The organism is Enterococcus alishanensis (assembly GCF_019218635.1).
Classification (GTDB): Bacteria; Bacillota; Bacilli; order Lactobacillales; family Enterococcaceae; genus Enterococcus_A; species Enterococcus_A alishanensis.
In genome coordinates this window covers 14275-31944 of record NZ_JAHUZB010000010.1, presented here as the reverse complement: position 1 = coordinate 31944, position 17670 = coordinate 14275, and the positions used below count along the sequence as shown (strand labels likewise).

Genomic DNA, 17670 nt, shown 5'->3' with positions numbered 1-17670 from the left:
GATTTTATGAAAATTACGCTAGATGAAGGTGCAAAAGCTAAAATTACCGCTCATTTGTCACCAGATAAATTGGTTTTATTAACCTTTGAAGATGGTGTGGGCGCTTATTCGCAACATGCGATGATTCATATGCAAACACAGTTTAGTATCAATATTATTTCTAAAGATATGGATAAAGCCGGATACGATGAAACAATTCCTACAAATATCGGTGATTTTTGGATTAAAGGTTATTCAAAGGAAGATTTGCAAGAATTAATGACGATCAAATTAAATCAACGTTTAGACAATCTCATTTTAAGTGGAGAAGTTGGCGTGATTGATGATAATCTAGGTTTTATTGATTTTACTGAAAAATAAGGTAAGGGAGTGTTAGGCACTCCTTTTCTTTTTTGGCTTTTTTTTGATACTATGAATATGAAATAGGAGGAAAGAAAATGGCGAAAATTATGATTGTGGAAGATGAAGCCGTCATCGCTGGCTTGATTCGCGATGAATTAATAAAGTGGCGCTATGATGTTTTTCAAGTCACGCAATTCAATGATGTTTTTGCAGATTTTGAAATTGAAGAACCTCAGTTGGTTTTATTAGATATTAACTTACCGGTTTATGATGGTTATTATTGGTGTCAAAAAATTCGTGAAGTCTCAAAAGTACCGATTATTTTTATTTCTTCGCGAAATACCAATATGGATCAAATTATGGCGATGAATATGGGAGCCGATGATTATATTACGAAACCTTTTCAAGTGGATATTTTAATGGCTAAAATCAATGCCTTATTGCGTCGTTCATACAATTATGCCGAGAGCGGAGAAATCATGAGCCACAATGATATCACCTTGAATTTAGACAATAGCAGTATGGAAATTAATGGTGAAATGATTGATCTGTCAAAAAATGAATACCGGTTATTGTATATTTTAATGAAGCAACATGGAAAAATCTTGAGCCGGGATAAATTATTGCGGGCATTATGGGATGATGAGCGATTTGTAGATGATAATACGTTAACGGTAAATATCAATCGTCTCCGTCGGAAAATTGAAGATGCTGGAATCAAAGATTATATTGTGACGAAAGTAGGTCAAGGCTACATCGTGCCTTAGGAGAAAATCATGACTTTTTTGAAGTATTTGAAAGACCGCTATTTGATTTTTATTGGCTGGTTGGTGTTGAGTCTATTGTTAGTCCTAATGGTTTGGCTGACACCAGAGGTCAATAATTTTTGGGATAATCTGTTTTATTTATTTGTGTTGCAGTTCTTTTTTTTGATGGTTTTTTTAGCAATTGATTATTATCGTAAGAAGCCATGGTATGACCAATTTCAAGCAGAGGATAGTTTGCAGCACTTTGTTGAAAAGGCGCAAACCAATGAAGAAAGATGGCTGCAAAGTTATTTGAATCAGCAAGTCAGTGAGCATCATCAGACCTTAGAACAGGTTGTCGCTCGCCAAAGTGAACAAAAGGATTATATGGATTCTTGGATTCATGAAATTAAAGTTCCGCTGGCAGCTGTTGATCTATTGTTGCAGCGTATCGAGTTTGAGATTGAGGACCAACAATTTGTTACTTTGCAAAATGAAGTACAAAAAATTGATGAATATGTCGAGCAAGTGCTTTTTTATTCTCGTTCAGATGAGTTTATCAATGATTATTTGATTCAGGAATATAGTCTGAAGAAAATGATTCAGCCAATTATTTCTAGTCAAGCCAATTACTTTATTCAAAACAGTTTACAATTGGTGATGCCGGAAAATGATGCAAAAGTCTTAACAGACAGCAAATGGCTAGGTTTTATTTTTCGTCAATTATTAAGTAACGCGATTAAATATACACCAGCTAATGGAAAGATCACTATCGAAATTGTCCCGCAAGAAAAAGGGGCCACACTCAAAATAAGTGATACTGGGATTGGTATTCCAAAAGAGGATTTAGGCCGAATTTTTGATAAGGGTTTTACCGGCGAGAATGGGCGTAGAGCACAACAGCATTCAACCGGAATTGGTTTGTATTTGGCTAAAACATTAAGTCAAAAAATAGGCGTAGAGTTGTCAGCCACTTCTCAACAAAATGTCGGAACCACCATGACATTATTTTTTCCTCAGTTAAGTTATTTTCAAGAAGAACGTTAAGGAGTAGATGAATGGCAGTATTAATTGCATTAGTGCCCATGATTGCATGGGGAAGTATTGGCTTGGTAAGCGGAAAATTAGGTGGCGACGCCAACCAACAAACATTAGGCATGACGATTGGTGCCTTTGTTTTTGCCATTGCAGTATTTTTTATTAGTGGCGTGACTGTGGGCCCATGGATATTTTTGATTAGCTTTTTATCAGGTGCTTTTTGGAGTGCTGGGCAAAATGGTCAGTTTCATGCCATGAAATATATGGGAATTTCTGTTGGACTGCCTGTATCGACTGGTTTTCAATTGATTTTAAATACGATTGCCGGTGCCGTTTTCTTTGGCGAGTGGCGGGGTAGCAGAGATTATATTTTAGGTCTTAGTGCCTTAGCATTATTAATTTTTGGCGCCTACTTAACTGCCCGTAAAGATGATGATTCAGGTGTGGCAACTAGTGACGGGATGTTAAATTTTGGTCGTGGCATTCGGGCCGTAATTTTTTCAACTATTGGTTTTGGCGCTTATACGATTGTGATTACTTGGGCTCACTTAGACCCTTTAGCAATTGTTTTACCTCAAAGTTGCGGCATGTTAATTGGTGCTGGCTTCTTTGCCTTTAAAAAAGTAAAAATCGATCGTTTTGTGGCCCGGAATATTTTAACCGGCCTTTTATGGGGTGTCGGAAATATTTGTATGTTACTGACCGTTCGTAGCATTGGTTTAGCAATTGGTTTTTCTCTGTCACAAATGGGGATTATCATCTCAACTTTGGGAGGTATCTTCTTATTGGGAGAACGAAAAACAAAAAAAGAAATGGTCTACGTCATTTGCGGTTGTCTCGCAATTATCCTCGGTGGGGTTTTATTAGGGGTTATGAAAGCTTAAAGAGAGTCAAAAGTTGAAAAACTTTTGACTCTCTTTTTAACTAGATTTCTTTTGTTGTTGCTGAATGATTTCGTCTTGTAAATCACTAATTTGACTCTTAAGAAAATTGACTTGATGGAGACAACTGATTAAATCTAGTTTGGCAATTTTATCGGTTGCTGTTTGGAACAAATTTTCGGAAATCAAAGTGGTTAACACTTGAGAAAAATCCTCATGAATAGCAAATAGTCGGTGATAGCTATGGGCTTCAATATTTTCAAACGGCAGACTTAGTTCGCGCATCACACCGATATTAGAAGTAATGCGAGTAGTCAAAAAGTTTAAGACTGCTTCGGTAACTTCTGCCAAAACGGCTAAATAAGGCAATGGCGTGTAATCCACGATTTGTTCAGCAGGAAATTTTAGCTTAATTTTTCTCACTTGATTTAATTTTTCTAAATAAATCGTTGACCAAATCGGATCTGCTTGTTTCAGTTGAATTATCGGAATAAAGGTTGTCTCGAAACGAGCATCCTGTAAGAAGTGCAAAGCTTTTTGCAATTCTGCTAAGGTCGTGGCATTCATTTCTGGTAATTTATTTACGTATATAAAAAACTGATGGAGTTTTTCAGCTAATTGCTGTTGATAAGCCAAACTAGCTAGAATTACACCTGTGGTATACAGCATTTGGCTGGCCTGATTGTGATTAACCTGATCAAGGGGGAAGTCTTGATAGGCACCTTTATTTTTACCAGCCAGCTCCAAACTGCGATTGGCTAAAATTTCATTGATATTTTGATTTAATGCTTCAGCCGTGCCTTGCTTTGTTGCCGCCACAAGGACTTCTTGATTAAATTGTCCATGTTTCATTTCTTGGCTGCTTTGTTCTAATAAAAGATAGTCTGCTGCTGCTAATTTTCCTGTTTTAAAGTTAGCAAAAGCTGCGGCTTGTTTGATTGCACCATAAACTTGAATCAGTTTTTGATCAACTGCCAATTCTTTTTTTCTACGTTGTCGATAACTAGTAATACCATAATAAGCTTCTTGATAAATCGGCATTTTTCCAAATTGGTCCTCTTCCATTCGCATCATCGAATACCACTCCTTTAATATATGTGATAAAATATCACATAAGAGTTTGGCTGACTAGTCAAATTGAGCAATTGTTTGTTTAAATCGGGATTTTAAACAAACTGCTTTGTTAAACAAAGTAAAATAAAAAAGTGAAGGTGAAGTAAATGGATCAATTAGATCAGAGAATCATGAATCTTTTGCAAGTAGATGGCCGTCTATCGATTAAAAAAATGGCAGAAAAATTATTTATCAGTGGGCCAGCAGTTTCTCAACGACTGCGTCAGCTGGAAGAGGCAGGGCTTATTCAACAATATCAAGCACAGTTAAATTATGCTAAAAATGATTTGATGATTAAGGCTTATGTTCGTTTGAATCTGGATCCGCAAGACAAAACGGAATTTTATCCTTACATTGAAAAGATTCCTAATATTTTAGAATGTGATTGTGTGACGGGATCCTATTCGATTTTGATGAAGGTTATATTTTGTAACACGGAAGAGCTGGATCATTTTGTGAATCAAATGCAACATTTCGGACCAACCAATACCCAAATTGTTTTTTCCACACCGTTAGCCTCGCGGGGTTATCAATTTGAAATATAAAACACCTGTGATTTCAATTTTGAAGTCACAGGTGTTTTTGCTAGGCTGATTTTCTTTTTTCTTCCAGTTTTTCCAAGGCAGTATGGCTGGACTCCATCAAAATTGCTAAAGCCTCATTACAGTCTTCTACAGTAGCGATCAAAGGGGGCACTAAACGAACTGTATGTTCACCGATTGCGGTGACTAATAACCGGTGATCAAAGGCGTGATGTTTTACGTCATAAGCAATCGGATCTTTAAATTCAATCCCAATCATTAAGCCGCGCCCCCGCACTTCTTTTACGCCAGGTAAATCAGTTAATTTAGCCATAAAATCTTTGCCAACTAAATGTGCATTGATAGCAAGATTTCTCTCAATAATCTCGCTAACGGCTGCTAAACTAGCGGCGCAACATAGTGGACTACCGCCAAAAGTTGAACCATGAGCGCCATGAGAAAATGCTGTTGCCACTTTTTTTGTGGCGCAAATGGCTCCGATTGGCGTTCCACCACCCATAGCTTTGGCCATCGAAACAATGTCAGGCCGAATATCATAATGCATGTAAGCCATTAATTCCCCCGTTCGCCCCCAACCAGTTTGGACCTCGTCTAATAAAAGTAAAATATTTTTTTCGTCACAAAAATTACGAACACCTTGTAAATATTCCAATTCTGCTGGGTTAACGCCGCCTTCTCCTTGAATAGGTTCTAACATAATCCCGATGACATTTTCGTTATAGCTTTCTTTAATAGCTTTCAAATCGTTGAAAGGAACATAAGAAAATCCTGGCACACCAGGCAAATAACCTAATTGGTTGGCTGAATCTGGTTGACCGGTGGCAGATAATGAGCCAAATGTACGACCGTGAAAGCTATTTGTGGCGGTAATGATTTGGAACTTATTTGGTCCAAAATGATCTGTACCATATTTTCTAGCTAACTTAATCATGGCTTCATTGGCTTCAGTTCCTGAATTTTGAAAGAAAATCTTATCCATCTTGATGGCTTCGCAAATCGTTTTTGCCAATAAAGCCTGAGGAATCGTATAAGGATAGTTAAAAGTATGAGAAAGGTCTTGGGCTTGATCGATAATCGCTGAAACGACACGTTGATTAGAATTACCGACACTGTTAACAGCGACGCCGCCATAAAAATCTAAAAATGCTCGTCCAGTCTCATCGTAAAGATACATTTCACTGGCTGATTCAGCCATAAAATCAAACCGTTCATAAGTTTCCATCAAATATTTGTCTGTTAAAGCCATAATTTCTTCTGCGGTGTAAGAAGTATCCTTCAATTTCATATCATCATCCAACCTTTCATGAGAAAAATATTTTGTATGTTAAAAAAAGTAACATCTTTTAAAATGACAGTCAAGGGAATTATTTTTTATTGTATACTTTCTATTTATGCTTATATACCGCTTAATGATGCTTATTTCAAAAAAATAAAAAATGATATTAAGTAGAAGACTAAATAAAAAATGGCAAAATGATGAAAAAATTACTAGAAAAACGAATATTTCGTGTTATAATATCTAACATAAATTTAAAAAATACTTTTAAAGAGGAAAAGGGGACCTTCGATGAAAAGAATTCAAAAGATGATGAGTGGTTTTATTTTATTTAGCGCGGCATTATTTGTTACTGGTTGCAGTGCGGGAAATGCAGATAGTGAAAATAGTGGTGAAAAAATTACCAAAGAAAATGTTGAAGCATCGATGGAAGGAGAAAAGATTACGATTGGGACTTCAGGCGTCTTTGCACCTTTTTCTTATTATGAAGCAGATGGGACAACTTTGACTGGCTATGATATTGACTTGTTAAATGAACTGCAAACTTTACTAGGTTATGAAGTGAAGAGTGGAGAATATCAAGTCCAAGATTATGCACCTTTAGTTACTTCTTTGACCCAAGGGAAAATTGATGTAGCGGCAGCTGCCTTATGTGCGACTTCGGAACGACAAAAAGTGATGGATTTTACAGAACCTTATTTAAATTCTGGTCAAAAGGTCATGATAAATAATCAAGCTGATACAGGAATTACTGGGGTCGATGATTTGTCAGGAAAGACTGTGGCAGTTGAAAAAGGGACTGCTTCTCATACTTATGCACAAAAAAATCTATCTGATACTGAACTTTTAACTTATGACAAAATATCCGGAGCTTACGAAGCATTAAATCAAAATAAAGTCGATGCGGTGATTCAAGATGCACCAAATGTAACTTATTACGTAAAAACCAATCCTGATACAACATTAGCTGGTGTGGGTGATGAATTTAATAAAGAAGAAGCGCCTTATGCCGTGGCCTTAGCGCAAGATAGTCCTTATAAAGAAAATTTTGAAGTAGCATTAGAAGTATTAGCAGAAAATGGTACCTTAGCTAAACTGCAAGAAAAATGGTTAGAATAGAGGATGATTAGATGGATTTGACCTTAACAACTTTAGTACCCCTTTTATTGAATGGCTTACGTTTAACACTGTTAGTTGCAATTATTGGTATTGGAATTGGCTTTTTAATCGGTAGCCTTACCGGTATCGCATTAAATGCTAAAAATAAAATATTACGCGGCGTAGCGAGTGTCTATATCTGGATAATTCGTGGCACACCGCTGATTGTGCAAGCTTTGTATGTTTATTTTGTTATTCCCAACTTATTGAATATCGATTTAAATAATACGTCTGCAGGAATTATTGTGATTGCTTTAAATTCTGGTGCTTTTATTTCGGAAATTGTCCGAGGATCATTGGCTGGTGTCGATCCGGGACAATGGGAGGCAGGACGTTCTCTTGGAATGACAGATGGTCAGATTTTGTTTCATTTTATTATTCCGCCGGCATTTCGCTCTGCTTTACCTGCACTAGGCAATCAATTTATTACTTCAGTCAAAGATACCTCGCTATTAACCGTTATAGCAGTGGGTGAAATGACTCAGCAAGCGATGAACTATGCATCTTTGAGTTTTGATTATGTGAATACTTATAGCGTGCTAGCAGTCTTTTATTTAGCTTTAATTAGTCTGTTGATTTTAGGGCAAAAGCAATTAGAAAAACGTCTAAACTTACCCGCTCGTAAGAAAAGTATCCGTTTGAAAAAAATTCAGTTACTGGCAAAGGAGGAAAAGCGTCATGTCAATTCTTGAAATTAAACATTTAAATAAAGATTTCGGACCAGATAAAGCTGTTCTAAAAGATATTTCTGTCGCGATTGAATCTCAGACAGTGACTTGCATTTTAGGGCCATCAGGGGCTGGGAAAAGTACATTTTTAAGATGTATCAATCAGTTAGAAGCTCCTAGCGAAGGTGAAATCTTTTATAATCGGGAAAATACTATCGCTACAGAATATGATGTCAGAAAGATGCGAGAAGAAATTGGGATGGTTTTTCAATCTTTTCATTTATTTCCTTTAAAAACTGTCCTAGAAAATGTGCTGATGCCACTGGAAATTGTTAAAAAAATGTACAAACCCCTCGCCAAAAAACAAGCTTTAGCCATGCTGGAAAAAGTCGGTTTAGCAGATAAGGCGGATGATTTTCCTGATGAATTGTCAGGTGGACAAAAGCAACGGGTAGCAATCGCCCGTAGTTTAGCTATGGATCCTAAAATTATGCTATTTGACGAACCAACCTCTGCCTTAGATCCTGAATTGGTCGGAGATGTCTTAGATGTGATGCAAGATTTGGCTGAAGAAGGCAAGACCATGATTATCGTCACCCATGAAATGGGTTTTGCTAGAGAAGTCGCCAATCGGATCTTATTTATGGTAGACGGTGAAATTGTGGAAGATAGTTCGCCAGAACGATTCTTTGATTGTCCCGCAACTGAACGAGGGCAAAGTTTTATAAAACGATCTTTAAAATAAACAGAAAATCTTATTGAGTAGAGAAATACTCAATAAGATTTTTTACATAGTTGAAGGATGGCGTCTGGCAAAATCAAAGAAGCGGAATTTATCCACTTGATGGCGGCTTTCGGTATATTGAAAATGCTTGGCATCATTGGTAAAGACACGACTCTTTACCGAAACAATATTGATGTCATGCTGATTCAGATCCAATAGTTCGCGGTCTTCGTCGGTTAACGCGTCGATGGTAATTTCTTTTTCAGCAAAAGCGATATTTAAGCCTAATTGATTTTCAAAAAAGCGATAAATTGAATCCTTAGCAATTTCAGTGTCTAATTCCGGTACGAGCGTAGTTAGCAATAAATCCTTATCAAGGATTACTTTTTTCTGGTCAATCGCCCGCGTCCGAATCAATTCCCAACAAACCGCACTTTCCTCAAAACCAGTTATGCGACTGTTTTTTTCATCGATCGTGATTTTTTTTAGACTGACGACTTCAGTGTTGCTATCGTAGCCGTAAGAGTTTTGCAATTCTTTGTAGCTCGTTAAACCAGATACTGGAAAACGTAATTGTTCCCTCTTTAAGACTAGAGACCCTTTACCTTGGATTTTTTGAATATAGCCATTAGCCATTAAAAGTGACAAGGCTTTACGAATCGTATCACGGGAAACATGATAGGTTTCTCGCAATTTATTTTCACTAGGTAAAAATGTTCCCGCCTCATAATTTCCTTTTAAAATACCTCGTTCAATCGCCTGATAAATTACTTCATAACTTTTCATCCAATCCTCCTAACTTGTCCGTATATGTATGTTATTATACAAGTAAAATTTTTATATGGCAAAATAGAATTAAAAATATAAATGAGAAAATTTTTATTTTAGCGGGAACTTGTAGGGGATACTACCAACCTGTTGGTAAACTTAATACCGACAAATTGCGTAATGTTTAAAAAGATTTTCAATTAAATGAGAATTTACTAATAATTGAAAAGAAGTCGGAGCTGTAAGCGTTTTACAAATCAAGAGACAGCGTTTATATTTAATCCATAATAAAAACTTGTCCATACAAGTTAACTAAATTCGGAGGAAAAAAGATGGGGAAATATGAAAAGGATACAAAAGACTTGCTGGCAGCAATTGGTGGAAAAGAAAATGTTTCAGCAGTCACACATTGTGCTACTCGGATGCGGTTTGTTTTAAATGATCCTAAAAAAGCAAACGAAGAACAGATTGAAGAAATTCCTAGTGTGAAGGGGACTTTTACCAACGCTGGTCAATTTCAAGTCATTATCGGAAATGATGTTTCGGTTTTTTACAATGAATTTAAGGGTGTATCAGGAATCGAAGGCATCTCCAAAGAAGCTGCTAAATCTGCAGCTAAACAAAATCAAAATTTAGTCCAACGGGGAATTGCCGTATTAGCAGAAATTTTCACGCCATTATTACCTGCCATTGTTGTCGGTGGTTTGATTTTAGGTTTTCGTAATATTTTAGAAGCGGTACCGATGGGCTGGCTGAATGGTCAGACAATTGTTGAAGTTTCACAATTTTGGAGTGGTATTAATAGTTTCTTATGGTTGCCAGGAGAAGCGATTTTCCATTTCTTACCAGTGGGGATTACTTGGAGTATTGCCCGCAAAATGGGTGCTACCGAAATTCTTGGAATTGTCTTAGGGATTACGTTGGTTTCACCACAGTTATTAAATGCCTATGCGGTAAATGGTACGACTGCTGCAGAAATTGCCCGCGATTGGACTTGGAACTTTGGTTTCTTTACAGTTGATAAAATTGGGTATCAAGCGCAAGTCATTCCAGCAATGTTAGCTGGGTTCCTACTAGTTTATCTAGAGCGTTTCTTCAGAAAACATATTCCTGAAGCTGTATCAATGATTTTTGTTCCATTATTATCATTGATTCCTACTATCATGGCTGCTCATTTAGTTTTAGGACCAATTGGTTGGCAAATCGGAACTGCTATTTCTAATGTAGTGAATGCAGGGTTAACTTCTAACTTTAGTTGGTTGTTTGGTGGATTGTTCGGGGCGCTGTATTCACCGATGGTTATTACTGGATTGCATCATACGACGTTAGCGATTGATACGCAGCTGATTGCTGATTTTGGTTCAACGAATTTATGGCCGATGATTTGTTTATCCAATATTGCCCAAGGGGCCGCTGTTTTAGCTGTTGTATTTGAACACCGCGGCAACAAAAAAGAAGAACAAGTATCGATTCCTTCAGTCATTTCTGCTTGGCTAGGAGTCACTGAGCCGGCGATGTTTGGGATCAATTTAAAATATGCTTACCCATTTTTAGCTGCCATGATTGGTAGTGGGATTGCTGGTTTGTTTATTACTTTATTTAAAGTTCGGGCTTTGTCTATCGGTGTCGGCGGACTTCCTGGAATTCTAGCAATTCTACCGCAAAACTATTTAATTTTTGCAATAGGCATGGTGATTGCCATTGTCGTTCCATTTATTTTAACGATTGCTTTTCGTCGAATGGGTATCTTTAATAAAATTGACCGGATTGAAGCAGCTAATGTACCAACTTTAGATAATGAAGCACCTAAAAAAATGGGCGCTATCGTTGATTTATTTTCACCATTGGCTGGTAATTTAGCACCATTAAGTAGCGCCAAAGATCCCGTCTTCGCTGAAGGATTGATGGGACAAGGTGTGGTTATTGATCCAAGTGAAGGGAAATTATATGCGCCATTTGATGGCAACATTAGTTTATTGTTCCCGACTAAACATGCGATTGGTTTGATTAGCACAGAAGGCACCGAAGTATTGATTCACATCGGGATCGATACCGTTCAATTAGATGGAAAATATTTTACTAGTCATGTGAGTCAAGGAGACACTGTTAAAAAAGGTCAGTTATTAATGGAGTTTGATGTTGCAGCTATCAAAGCCGCTGGTTATGAAATTCAAACACCAGTCATCGTTACTAACGGAACGGATTTCCAAGTAGATTCTTTAGTAGCAGATGGACCAGTTACAACCGATGAAAAAATCTTAACGGCAACTGCCTTATAAAAACTGGAGGAAAATATGAGTTTTAAAGACAAAGTCATTTATCAAATTTATCCCAAATCCTTTTTAGATACCAATCAAGATGGTGTCGGGGATTTGTTAGGGATTCAAAAAAAATTACCTTACCTAAAAAAATTAGGGGTGGATATGTTATGGTTGAGCCCAATCTATCCTAGCCCTCAAAATGATAATGGCTATGATGTTGCAGATTATACGGCGATTAATCCGTTGTTTGGTACTATGGAAGATTTTGAAAGCTTGATGGCAGCCGCAAAAGACTTGAATATTGAAATTATGCTGGACATGGTTTTCAATCATGTCTCGACAGATCATGAGTGGTTTCAAAAAGCCTTGGCGGGTGAAAAAAAATATCAGGATTATTTTATTTTAAGAGATCAGCCAACGGATTGGGTATCAAAATTTGGTGGCAATGCTTGGGCACCATTTGGTGATACCGATCAATATTATTTACATCTATACGATGAAACGCAAGCTGATTTAGATTGGCATAATCCAGCAGTACGGGATGAACTATTCAACGTTTTACGTTTTTGGTTGGATAAAGGCGTCAAAGGATTCCGTTTTGATGTGATTAATGTGATTGGTAAAGATCAAGTCTTACAGGATTGTCCTGAAAATGATGGCAAGCCAGCCTATACCGATCGCCCGATTAATCACGAATTTATTCATATGATGAACCAAGCTACTTTTGGTCATGATCCTGAAGTGATCACTGTTGGAGAGATGAGTTCAACGACAATTGAAAATTGTATTTTGTACACAGAACCCCAACGGGAAGAATTAAATATGACCTTTAATTTCCATCACTTGAAAGTTGATTATCAAGACGGTAAGAAATGGACGCAAATGCCCTTTGACTTTGAAAAATTAAAGGAACTATTCCATAGCTGGGGCACACAAATGAGTGTTGGAAATGGTTGGAATGCACTTTTCTGGAATAATCATGATCAACCACGAGCGTTGAATCGTTTTATCGAAGTGGCAGAATATCGGGTTGCAGGCGCCAAAATGTTAGCCAGTGCCATCCATTTAAATCGTGGTACGCCATATATTTATATGGGAGAAGAAATCGGCATGCTAGATCCTGATTTTGATTCTATGGCAGAATATGTCGACGTAGAGAGCTTAAATGCTTATCAAGAATTAATCGCTGCTGGTAAAACGGAAAAAGCAGCGTTTGAAATCGTCAAAGCTAAATCCCGTGATAACTCTCGGACGCCAATGCAGTGGGATCAAACCACTTACAGTGGTTTCTCAGAGACAACACCGTGGCTACCGCTAGGTAAAACGGCAGACAGCATCAACGTAGAAAAAGAGCTGACAGAAGGATCAATCTTTAGTTATTATCAGCAACTGATTCAATTACGAAAAGAATATCCAGTTATTTCGGAAGGAACCTATCAAGCCTTCTTAGCAGAGCATCCAGCGATTTATGGGTATCTTCGTAGCTATCAAGACCAAGAATTACTGGTGTTAAATAACTTTTTTGCTGAAGCAGTCGTGATTGAACTCCCAGAAAGATTTATGAAGGGTGAAGTCCTGATTAATAATTATCCAGCGGCAGAACTGACAAAAGAATTAGTTTTAAAATCATATCAATCATTGGCGATTTATCGTTAACAAAAAGCAGGAGAATCCGTTTTCTCCTGCTTTTTTTTGTTTTTCACAATTTATTACTAGCAATAATTAGAAATTTAGCGATAATATGAAAGGGAATGAATTTGAAAGGAAGTTTTTCATGGGCACTTATCAAGAAGATACCAAAGTCCAAAAAAATCGTTGGTGGATTTTGGTATCAGTGGCGTTATTTACTTTTATGTCGACATTGGATGGAAGTATCGTTAACATTGCTTTACCTACCATGTCGAAAGATTTAAAGGTACCAATGAATCAAGCGGAATGGGTTGTCTCAATTTATTTGATGGTGGTCTGTTCTTGTCTATTATTATTTGGGAAAGTCGGCGATAGCTTCGGTAAAATTAAAGTCTATCGAGTAGGCACGATTATTTTTACGATTGGTTCATTATTATGTGGATTCAATCATTCGTTGGCCTTTTTATTGTTTGGACGGATTGTTCAAGCAGTCGGCGCTAGCATGACGATGGCGACCAATTCAGGTATTATTACTGAAATTTTTCCAATGAATGAACGAGGTCGCGCATTAGGTTCCATTGGAGCATTTGTTTCGTTAGGTTCGATTGCCGGTCCGGGACTTGGTGGTTTGATTTTATCTCAGTTACCGTGGTCATACATTTTTTGGATCAATGTTCCAGTGGGTTTGATTACTATTTTAGTTGGTAACTATTTCTTACCGAAAGATTTAACGATGTCCCGCAAAAAAATTGATTGGCTGGGCTTTATGACTTTTTCTGTAACCATCATGACCTTTTTTGGCGGAGTGTTTATCGGACAAGAAGTCGGTTATTTACACGCTTTACCAGTGAGTTTAGTGGTTGTTGCGGTGATTGCTTTTGTGGCATTCATCCAAATCGAAAAGAAAAAAGCCAATCCATTAATTGTTTTCAGTATTTTTAAAAATAAAATGTTCACCATTAGTTTGATTACAGCTGTCTTGATTTTTTCATCAAACTTCTTTATCAACGTCGTGTTGCCGTTTTATTTACAAGATGCCCGCGGTTTAAGTGCGAGTTTTGCTGGATTATTAATGATGGTCTTTCCTGGATTGATGATTATTGGTTCTCCTTTGAGTGGCTATTTGACTGATAAAATCGGTCCTAAAATGTTAATCCTAACGGGTTTGGTTTTACTGTCGGCAGCGCAATTAATGTATAACTTTATGGATGTTAAAACGGCGTTGTGGTATTTCACCATTACCACTGCGTTGATGGGTCTAGGTAACTCATTATTCCAGTCACCTAATAATACAATGGTGATGAGTAGTGTCACCAAAGAAAATCTAGGCGTAGCTGGTAGTTTGAATTCTTTTGCCCGTAATTTGGGGATGGTGATCGGGGTTTCTTTATCTACCACGATTTTGTATAGCGGCATGAGCGCAGCTTATGGTCAAAAAGTAACGACTTATCTGACCAATCGTCCCGACATTTTTATTTTTGGGATGCGCGTCACTTTCACTGCTTCCTTTGTTTTGTGTTTTGTCGCATTGATTTTATCAATTTTCAGATTTAGAAAGGGTGGAAAAGATGGCCAATGAAGTTGAAACTTATTTAATTGAAAAAAAGATTCCTTTCACAGCAATCACACTACCAGTTGAAGATGAAGAATTAACTGAAGTGCCAAAGGATGCTGAAAAAATCTTTAAAACGTTAGTCTTAAAAGGGGATAAAACCGGTGTCGTGATTGCTTTAGTACCTTGGCAAGCCCGATTAGATTATAAGAAAGCAGCTAAAGCAACGGGAAATCGCAAAATTGGTTTTCCGCCAATGGATTTTGTCTTAGAGCATACCGGCTATGTTCACGGAGCCAACACACCGATTGGTATCCAAATGCACCATCCTGAATATACGTTGTTAATTGACCAAAGTATCAAGGATTATCCGTCAGTCATTATTTCCAGTGGTGAATTAGGTCACGCTGTTGAAATTGCTGTGACTGATTTATTAGAACTGTTACAATCGTCGGTGGTTGATTTATTAAAAGTCTAAAAAGAAGTTAATCGCTACCATATCGATGGCGATTAACTTCTTTTTTTGTATTACTTCTGTTATACTATATTCGCAAAGCTGTACTATTTTCATGAAATAGAAATCAGGGGTGGATTATGGCAACAAAGCACGATTTAATCTTAGAACACATAGAAAGCTTACCAGTCGGCGAAAGAATTTCAGTCCGTGGAATAGCAAAAAATTTACAAGTCAGTGAAGGAACAGCCTACCGTGCTATTAAAGATGCGGAAAATATCGGATTGGTTTCAACCATTCAACGGGTAGGAACGATTCGGATTGAGAGAAAACTTAAAAAGAATATTGAACGTTTAACTTTTGGTGAAGTAGTTAGAATCATCGAAGGGGATGTTTTAGGCGGAGCCAGTGGTTTAGACAAAGACTTACATAAATTTGTGATTGGTGCCATGACAGAAGAAGCTATGGAACGCTACATTACGCCAGGCGCTTTACTGATTGTGGGGAACCGTCTAGGTGCGCAGCGTTTGGCTTTAAAAGATGGTGCCGCTGTTTTAATTACCGGTGGATTTGATACGTCAGCAGAGATTGCTGCTTTAGCCGATGAATTAGAATTACCCGTATTACGGACTACTTACGATAGTTTTACGGTAGCGACGATGATTAACCGGGCTTTGAGTGACCAGTTAATCAAAAAAGATATCATGCAAGTCAGTGATATTTTTATGCCATTAGAAAAAACCTCTTATTTACAATTAGGCGATACGATTGCTGATTATAATCAAACATCTGATTTAGTGGGACATTCACGTTTTCCAGTAGTGAACCGAAACTTGCGAGTGATGGGTGTCGTTACCGCAAAAGACGTGATTGGAAAACCGGAAAATCAATTAATCGATCGAGTCATGACGAGAGACCCTTTGACCGTTAAAGGAAATACCAGTGTCGCTTCAGTCAGCCATCAAATGATTTGGGATGGCTTAGAAATGATGCCAGTAGTAAAAGATGATTTAACCATCATTGGGATGGTTTCTCGGCAAGATGTCATGAAGGCGATGCAGCTAGTCCAAAGACAGCCGCAAATGTCTAATACGATTTCCGATCAAATTATTGGGGATCTACAAACAATCGATACCGACCGCGAGGGCAATTCTTTAGAAACACCTTACTTCAAATTTGATGTGACACCTCAGATGGTTAATAGTGTCGGAACGATTTCGTTTGGCGTATTAAGTGAGTTAGTCGCCAATGTAGCCCAACGTTCGATTTTTATGGACCAACGCCGCAATACTATGATTGAACAGATTAATTTACATTATTTACGCTTGATTCAGTTGGAAAGTGAGATTGAAATCCATCAGAAAATTTTAGAATTAGGACGTCGTTCGGGGCGTTTAGATGTCGAAGTGTATATTGATAAAATGATTGTAGCTAAAGCCATTGTTGTGATGCAAGTAATGGAACGGAGTTAATATTTTTTGAGACAGAATGGAGAACGTATGGAAATTTTAGAAGAGATTTTTAGCAAGATAAAAGAATATCAACGGATTATTATTCACCGTCATCAACGGCCTGATCCAGATGCTTTAGGCTCACAAGTCGGATTGGCAGAAGCGATTCGTTTTACTTTTCCGAATAAAGAAGTCTATCAAGTCGGTGGACCAGTAGAAGGCTTAGAATTTTTAGCGGAAATGCAAGAAATTCCTGATGATTATTATCAAACTGCCCTAGTGATTGTGACTGATACAGCCAATACTCCGCGGGTCAGCGACCAACGTTATCATACCGGGGATTTTTTAATAAAAATTGACCATCATCCCAATGATGAACCTTATGGAGATATCCATTGGGTTAAGACGAGTGCCAGTAGTAGTAGTGAAATGATTGCAGATTTGATTAATCAAACAGATTTAAATATGTCGGAAAATACCGCGCGATTACTTTATGCGGGAATTGTTGGTGATACCGGACGATTTTTATACCCAGCGACCACTAGTCATACTTTAAGAATAGCCGCGGAGCTTTTAGATTATGGGATTGATGCCGCAAAACTAAATCGTGAAATCGAGCAAATCTCCTTTAGTGTAGCGAGACTTTCAGGTTATCTGTATCAACATTTAACCGTTGATGAAAATGGGGCAGCTTATGTCTATTTAACCAAAGAAATCATGACGGAATATGGGATTATCGATGCCGATACTTCAGCGCTGGTACCATTACCAGGTGTGATCGATGAAGTCTTGGCTTGGGGTGTTTTTGTAGAACAGCCGGAAGGTTATTATCGTGTGCGATTACGTTCTAAAGGACCAGTGATTAACCAATTAGCCAAAAAACATCACGGTGGTGGACATCCATTAGCCAGTGGTGCCAATGCCCATGATAAAAAAGAAGCCCAAGAAATTTATCAAGAAATTCAAGCCTTGTGTCGGGACTTTAAACAAAGCAATTCTTAGGAAACAGTTCACAATAAGTTCACTAAAAAATGATAAATTAGTCGTCAGAGGATTAGTGAAGAATA

Annotated in this window: 17 protein-coding genes; 14 read left to right on the top strand and 3 right to left on the bottom strand. The window is 37.6% G+C overall.

All coding sequences use genetic code 11. The features are described 5' to 3' along the window. The first annotated feature begins 6 nt into the window (after positions 1–6). The 4 genes from KUA55_RS16710 to KUA55_RS16695 all read left to right on the top strand — a co-directional run bounded on the left by KUA55_RS16710 (position 7) and on the right by KUA55_RS16695 (position 3010). Positions 7–360 carry an iron-sulfur cluster biosynthesis family protein gene (locus KUA55_RS16710; RefSeq protein ID WP_218327538.1) on the top strand — a complete coding sequence of 118 codons (354 nt, stop codon included), beginning with the start codon at positions 7–9 and terminating at the stop codon, positions 358–360. 77 nt (positions 361–437) lie between these two features. Next, positions 438–1109: a two-component system response regulator SapR gene (gene sapR / locus KUA55_RS16705; protein WP_218327537.1), complete on the top strand. Its 672-nt coding sequence runs from the start codon at positions 438–440 to the stop codon at positions 1107–1109. A 9-nt stretch (positions 1110–1118) separates the two neighbouring features. Further along, positions 1119–2135: a sensor histidine kinase gene (locus KUA55_RS16700; RefSeq protein WP_218327536.1), complete on the top strand. Its 1017-nt coding sequence runs from the start codon at positions 1119–1121 to the stop codon at positions 2133–2135. Positions 2136–2146: 11 nt separating this feature from the next. Further along, complete coding sequence (locus KUA55_RS16695) at positions 2147–3010, top strand: GRP family sugar transporter (RefSeq protein WP_218327535.1); 864 nt, start codon at positions 2147–2149, stop codon at positions 3008–3010. Between the two features lie 36 nt (positions 3011–3046). Here KUA55_RS16695 and KUA55_RS16690 read toward each other — a convergent pair whose 3' ends face one another. Further along, positions 3047–4081 (bottom strand): lyase family protein, encoded by a 1035-nt coding sequence (locus tag KUA55_RS16690; protein ID WP_218327534.1) that lies wholly within the window; start codon positions 4079–4081, stop codon positions 3047–3049. A gap of 146 nt (positions 4082–4227) precedes the next feature. Here KUA55_RS16690 and KUA55_RS16685 point away from each other — a divergent pair, with 146 nt between their 5' ends. After that, positions 4228–4665, top strand: a complete 438-nt coding sequence (locus KUA55_RS16685) for an Lrp/AsnC family transcriptional regulator (RefSeq protein WP_218327533.1) — start codon at positions 4228–4230, stop codon at positions 4663–4665. 40 nt (positions 4666–4705) lie between these two features. Here KUA55_RS16685 and KUA55_RS16680 read toward each other — a convergent pair whose 3' ends face one another. Further along, positions 4706–5947, bottom strand: a complete 1242-nt coding sequence (locus KUA55_RS16680; RefSeq protein WP_218327532.1) for an aspartate aminotransferase family protein — start codon at positions 5945–5947, stop codon at positions 4706–4708. A gap of 282 nt (positions 5948–6229) precedes the next feature. Here KUA55_RS16680 and KUA55_RS16675 point away from each other — a divergent pair, with 282 nt between their 5' ends. Genes KUA55_RS16675 through KUA55_RS16665 form a run of 3 tightly spaced genes read left to right on the top strand, consistent with a single transcriptional unit; the run spans position 6230 to position 8509 of the window. Next, complete coding sequence (locus KUA55_RS16675) at positions 6230–7057, top strand: substrate-binding periplasmic protein (RefSeq protein ID WP_218327531.1); 828 nt, start codon at positions 6230–6232, stop codon at positions 7055–7057. A gap of 11 nt (positions 7058–7068) precedes the next feature. Further along, complete coding sequence (locus KUA55_RS16670; protein ID WP_218327530.1) at positions 7069–7788, top strand: amino acid ABC transporter permease; 720 nt, start codon at positions 7069–7071, stop codon at positions 7786–7788. Next, complete coding sequence (locus KUA55_RS16665) at positions 7775–8509, top strand: amino acid ABC transporter ATP-binding protein (RefSeq protein WP_246601582.1); 735 nt, start codon at positions 7775–7777, stop codon at positions 8507–8509. The genes KUA55_RS16670 and KUA55_RS16665 overlap by 14 nt, the downstream gene beginning before the upstream one ends. 42 nt (positions 8510–8551) lie before the next feature. On the opposite strand, the gene treR is transcribed toward KUA55_RS16665, so the two are convergent. Further along, positions 8552–9274 (bottom strand): trehalose operon repressor, encoded by a 723-nt coding sequence (gene treR / locus KUA55_RS16660; RefSeq protein ID WP_218327529.1) that lies wholly within the window; start codon positions 9272–9274, stop codon positions 8552–8554. Positions 9275–9588: 314 nt separating this feature from the next. Between treR and treP the strand changes: the two genes are divergently transcribed. The 6 genes from treP to KUA55_RS16630 all read left to right on the top strand — a co-directional run bounded on the left by treP (position 9589) and on the right by KUA55_RS16630 (position 17605). Then, on the top strand, positions 9589–11535 hold the full coding sequence (gene treP / locus KUA55_RS16655) for a PTS system trehalose-specific EIIBC component (RefSeq protein ID WP_218327528.1): 1947 nt from the start codon (positions 9589–9591) through the stop codon (positions 11533–11535). 15 nt (positions 11536–11550) lie between these two features. Beyond that, positions 11551–13173, top strand: coding sequence for an alpha,alpha-phosphotrehalase (gene treC, locus KUA55_RS16650; protein WP_218327527.1), 1623 nt, complete (start codon positions 11551–11553; stop codon positions 13171–13173). Between the two features lie 118 nt (positions 13174–13291). Next, positions 13292–14725, top strand: coding sequence for an MFS transporter (locus KUA55_RS16645; RefSeq protein ID WP_218327526.1), 1434 nt, complete (start codon positions 13292–13294; stop codon positions 14723–14725). Then, entirely contained in the window at positions 14715–15176 is a 462-nt protein-coding gene (locus KUA55_RS16640; RefSeq protein WP_218327525.1) for a YbaK/EbsC family protein, read from the top strand. Before KUA55_RS16645 ends, KUA55_RS16640 begins: the two co-directional genes overlap by 11 nt. Before the next feature lie 116 nt (positions 15177–15292). Continuing rightward, the gene (locus KUA55_RS16635; protein WP_218327524.1) at positions 15293–16624 is read left to right on the top strand and encodes a DRTGG domain-containing protein; all 1332 of its coding nucleotides are present in this window, start codon (positions 15293–15295) and stop codon (positions 16622–16624) included. 27 nt (positions 16625–16651) lie between these two features. After that, the gene (locus KUA55_RS16630; RefSeq protein ID WP_218327582.1) at positions 16652–17605 is read left to right on the top strand and encodes a DHH family phosphoesterase; all 954 of its coding nucleotides are present in this window, start codon (positions 16652–16654) and stop codon (positions 17603–17605) included. Positions 17606–17670 lie beyond the last annotated feature (65 nt).

Coding starts and splice junctions, on each gene's coding strand:
- KUA55_RS16635 (WP_218327524.1), top strand. CDS start 15,293: ATGGCAACAAAGCACGATTTAATCTTAGAACACATAGAAAGCTTACCA.
- treR (WP_218327529.1), bottom strand. CDS start 9,274: ATGAAAAGTTATGAAGTAATTTATCAGGCGATTGAACGAGGTATTTTA.
- KUA55_RS16680 (WP_218327532.1), bottom strand. CDS start 5,947: ATGAAATTGAAGGATACTTCTTACACCGCAGAAGAAATTATGGCTTTA.
- KUA55_RS16670 (WP_218327530.1), top strand. CDS start 7,069: ATGGATTTGACCTTAACAACTTTAGTACCCCTTTTATTGAATGGCTTA.
- sapR (WP_218327537.1), top strand. CDS start 438: ATGGCGAAAATTATGATTGTGGAAGATGAAGCCGTCATCGCTGGCTTG.
- KUA55_RS16640 (WP_218327525.1), top strand. CDS start 14,715: ATGGCCAATGAAGTTGAAACTTATTTAATTGAAAAAAAGATTCCTTTC.
- KUA55_RS16675 (WP_218327531.1), top strand. CDS start 6,230: ATGAAAAGAATTCAAAAGATGATGAGTGGTTTTATTTTATTTAGCGCG.
- KUA55_RS16690 (WP_218327534.1), bottom strand. CDS start 4,081: ATGATGCGAATGGAAGAGGACCAATTTGGAAAAATGCCGATTTATCAA.
- treC (WP_218327527.1), top strand. CDS start 11,551: ATGAGTTTTAAAGACAAAGTCATTTATCAAATTTATCCCAAATCCTTT.
- treP (WP_218327528.1), top strand. CDS start 9,589: ATGGGGAAATATGAAAAGGATACAAAAGACTTGCTGGCAGCAATTGGT.
- KUA55_RS16645 (WP_218327526.1), top strand. CDS start 13,292: ATGGGCACTTATCAAGAAGATACCAAAGTCCAAAAAAATCGTTGGTGG.
- KUA55_RS16630 (WP_218327582.1), top strand. CDS start 16,652: ATGGAAATTTTAGAAGAGATTTTTAGCAAGATAAAAGAATATCAACGG.
- KUA55_RS16695 (WP_218327535.1), top strand. CDS start 2,147: ATGGCAGTATTAATTGCATTAGTGCCCATGATTGCATGGGGAAGTATT.
- KUA55_RS16685 (WP_218327533.1), top strand. CDS start 4,228: ATGGATCAATTAGATCAGAGAATCATGAATCTTTTGCAAGTAGATGGC.
- KUA55_RS16710 (WP_218327538.1), top strand. CDS start 7: ATGAAAATTACGCTAGATGAAGGTGCAAAAGCTAAAATTACCGCTCAT.
- KUA55_RS16665 (WP_246601582.1), top strand. CDS start 7,775: ATGTCAATTCTTGAAATTAAACATTTAAATAAAGATTTCGGACCAGAT.
- KUA55_RS16700 (WP_218327536.1), top strand. CDS start 1,119: ATGACTTTTTTGAAGTATTTGAAAGACCGCTATTTGATTTTTATTGGC.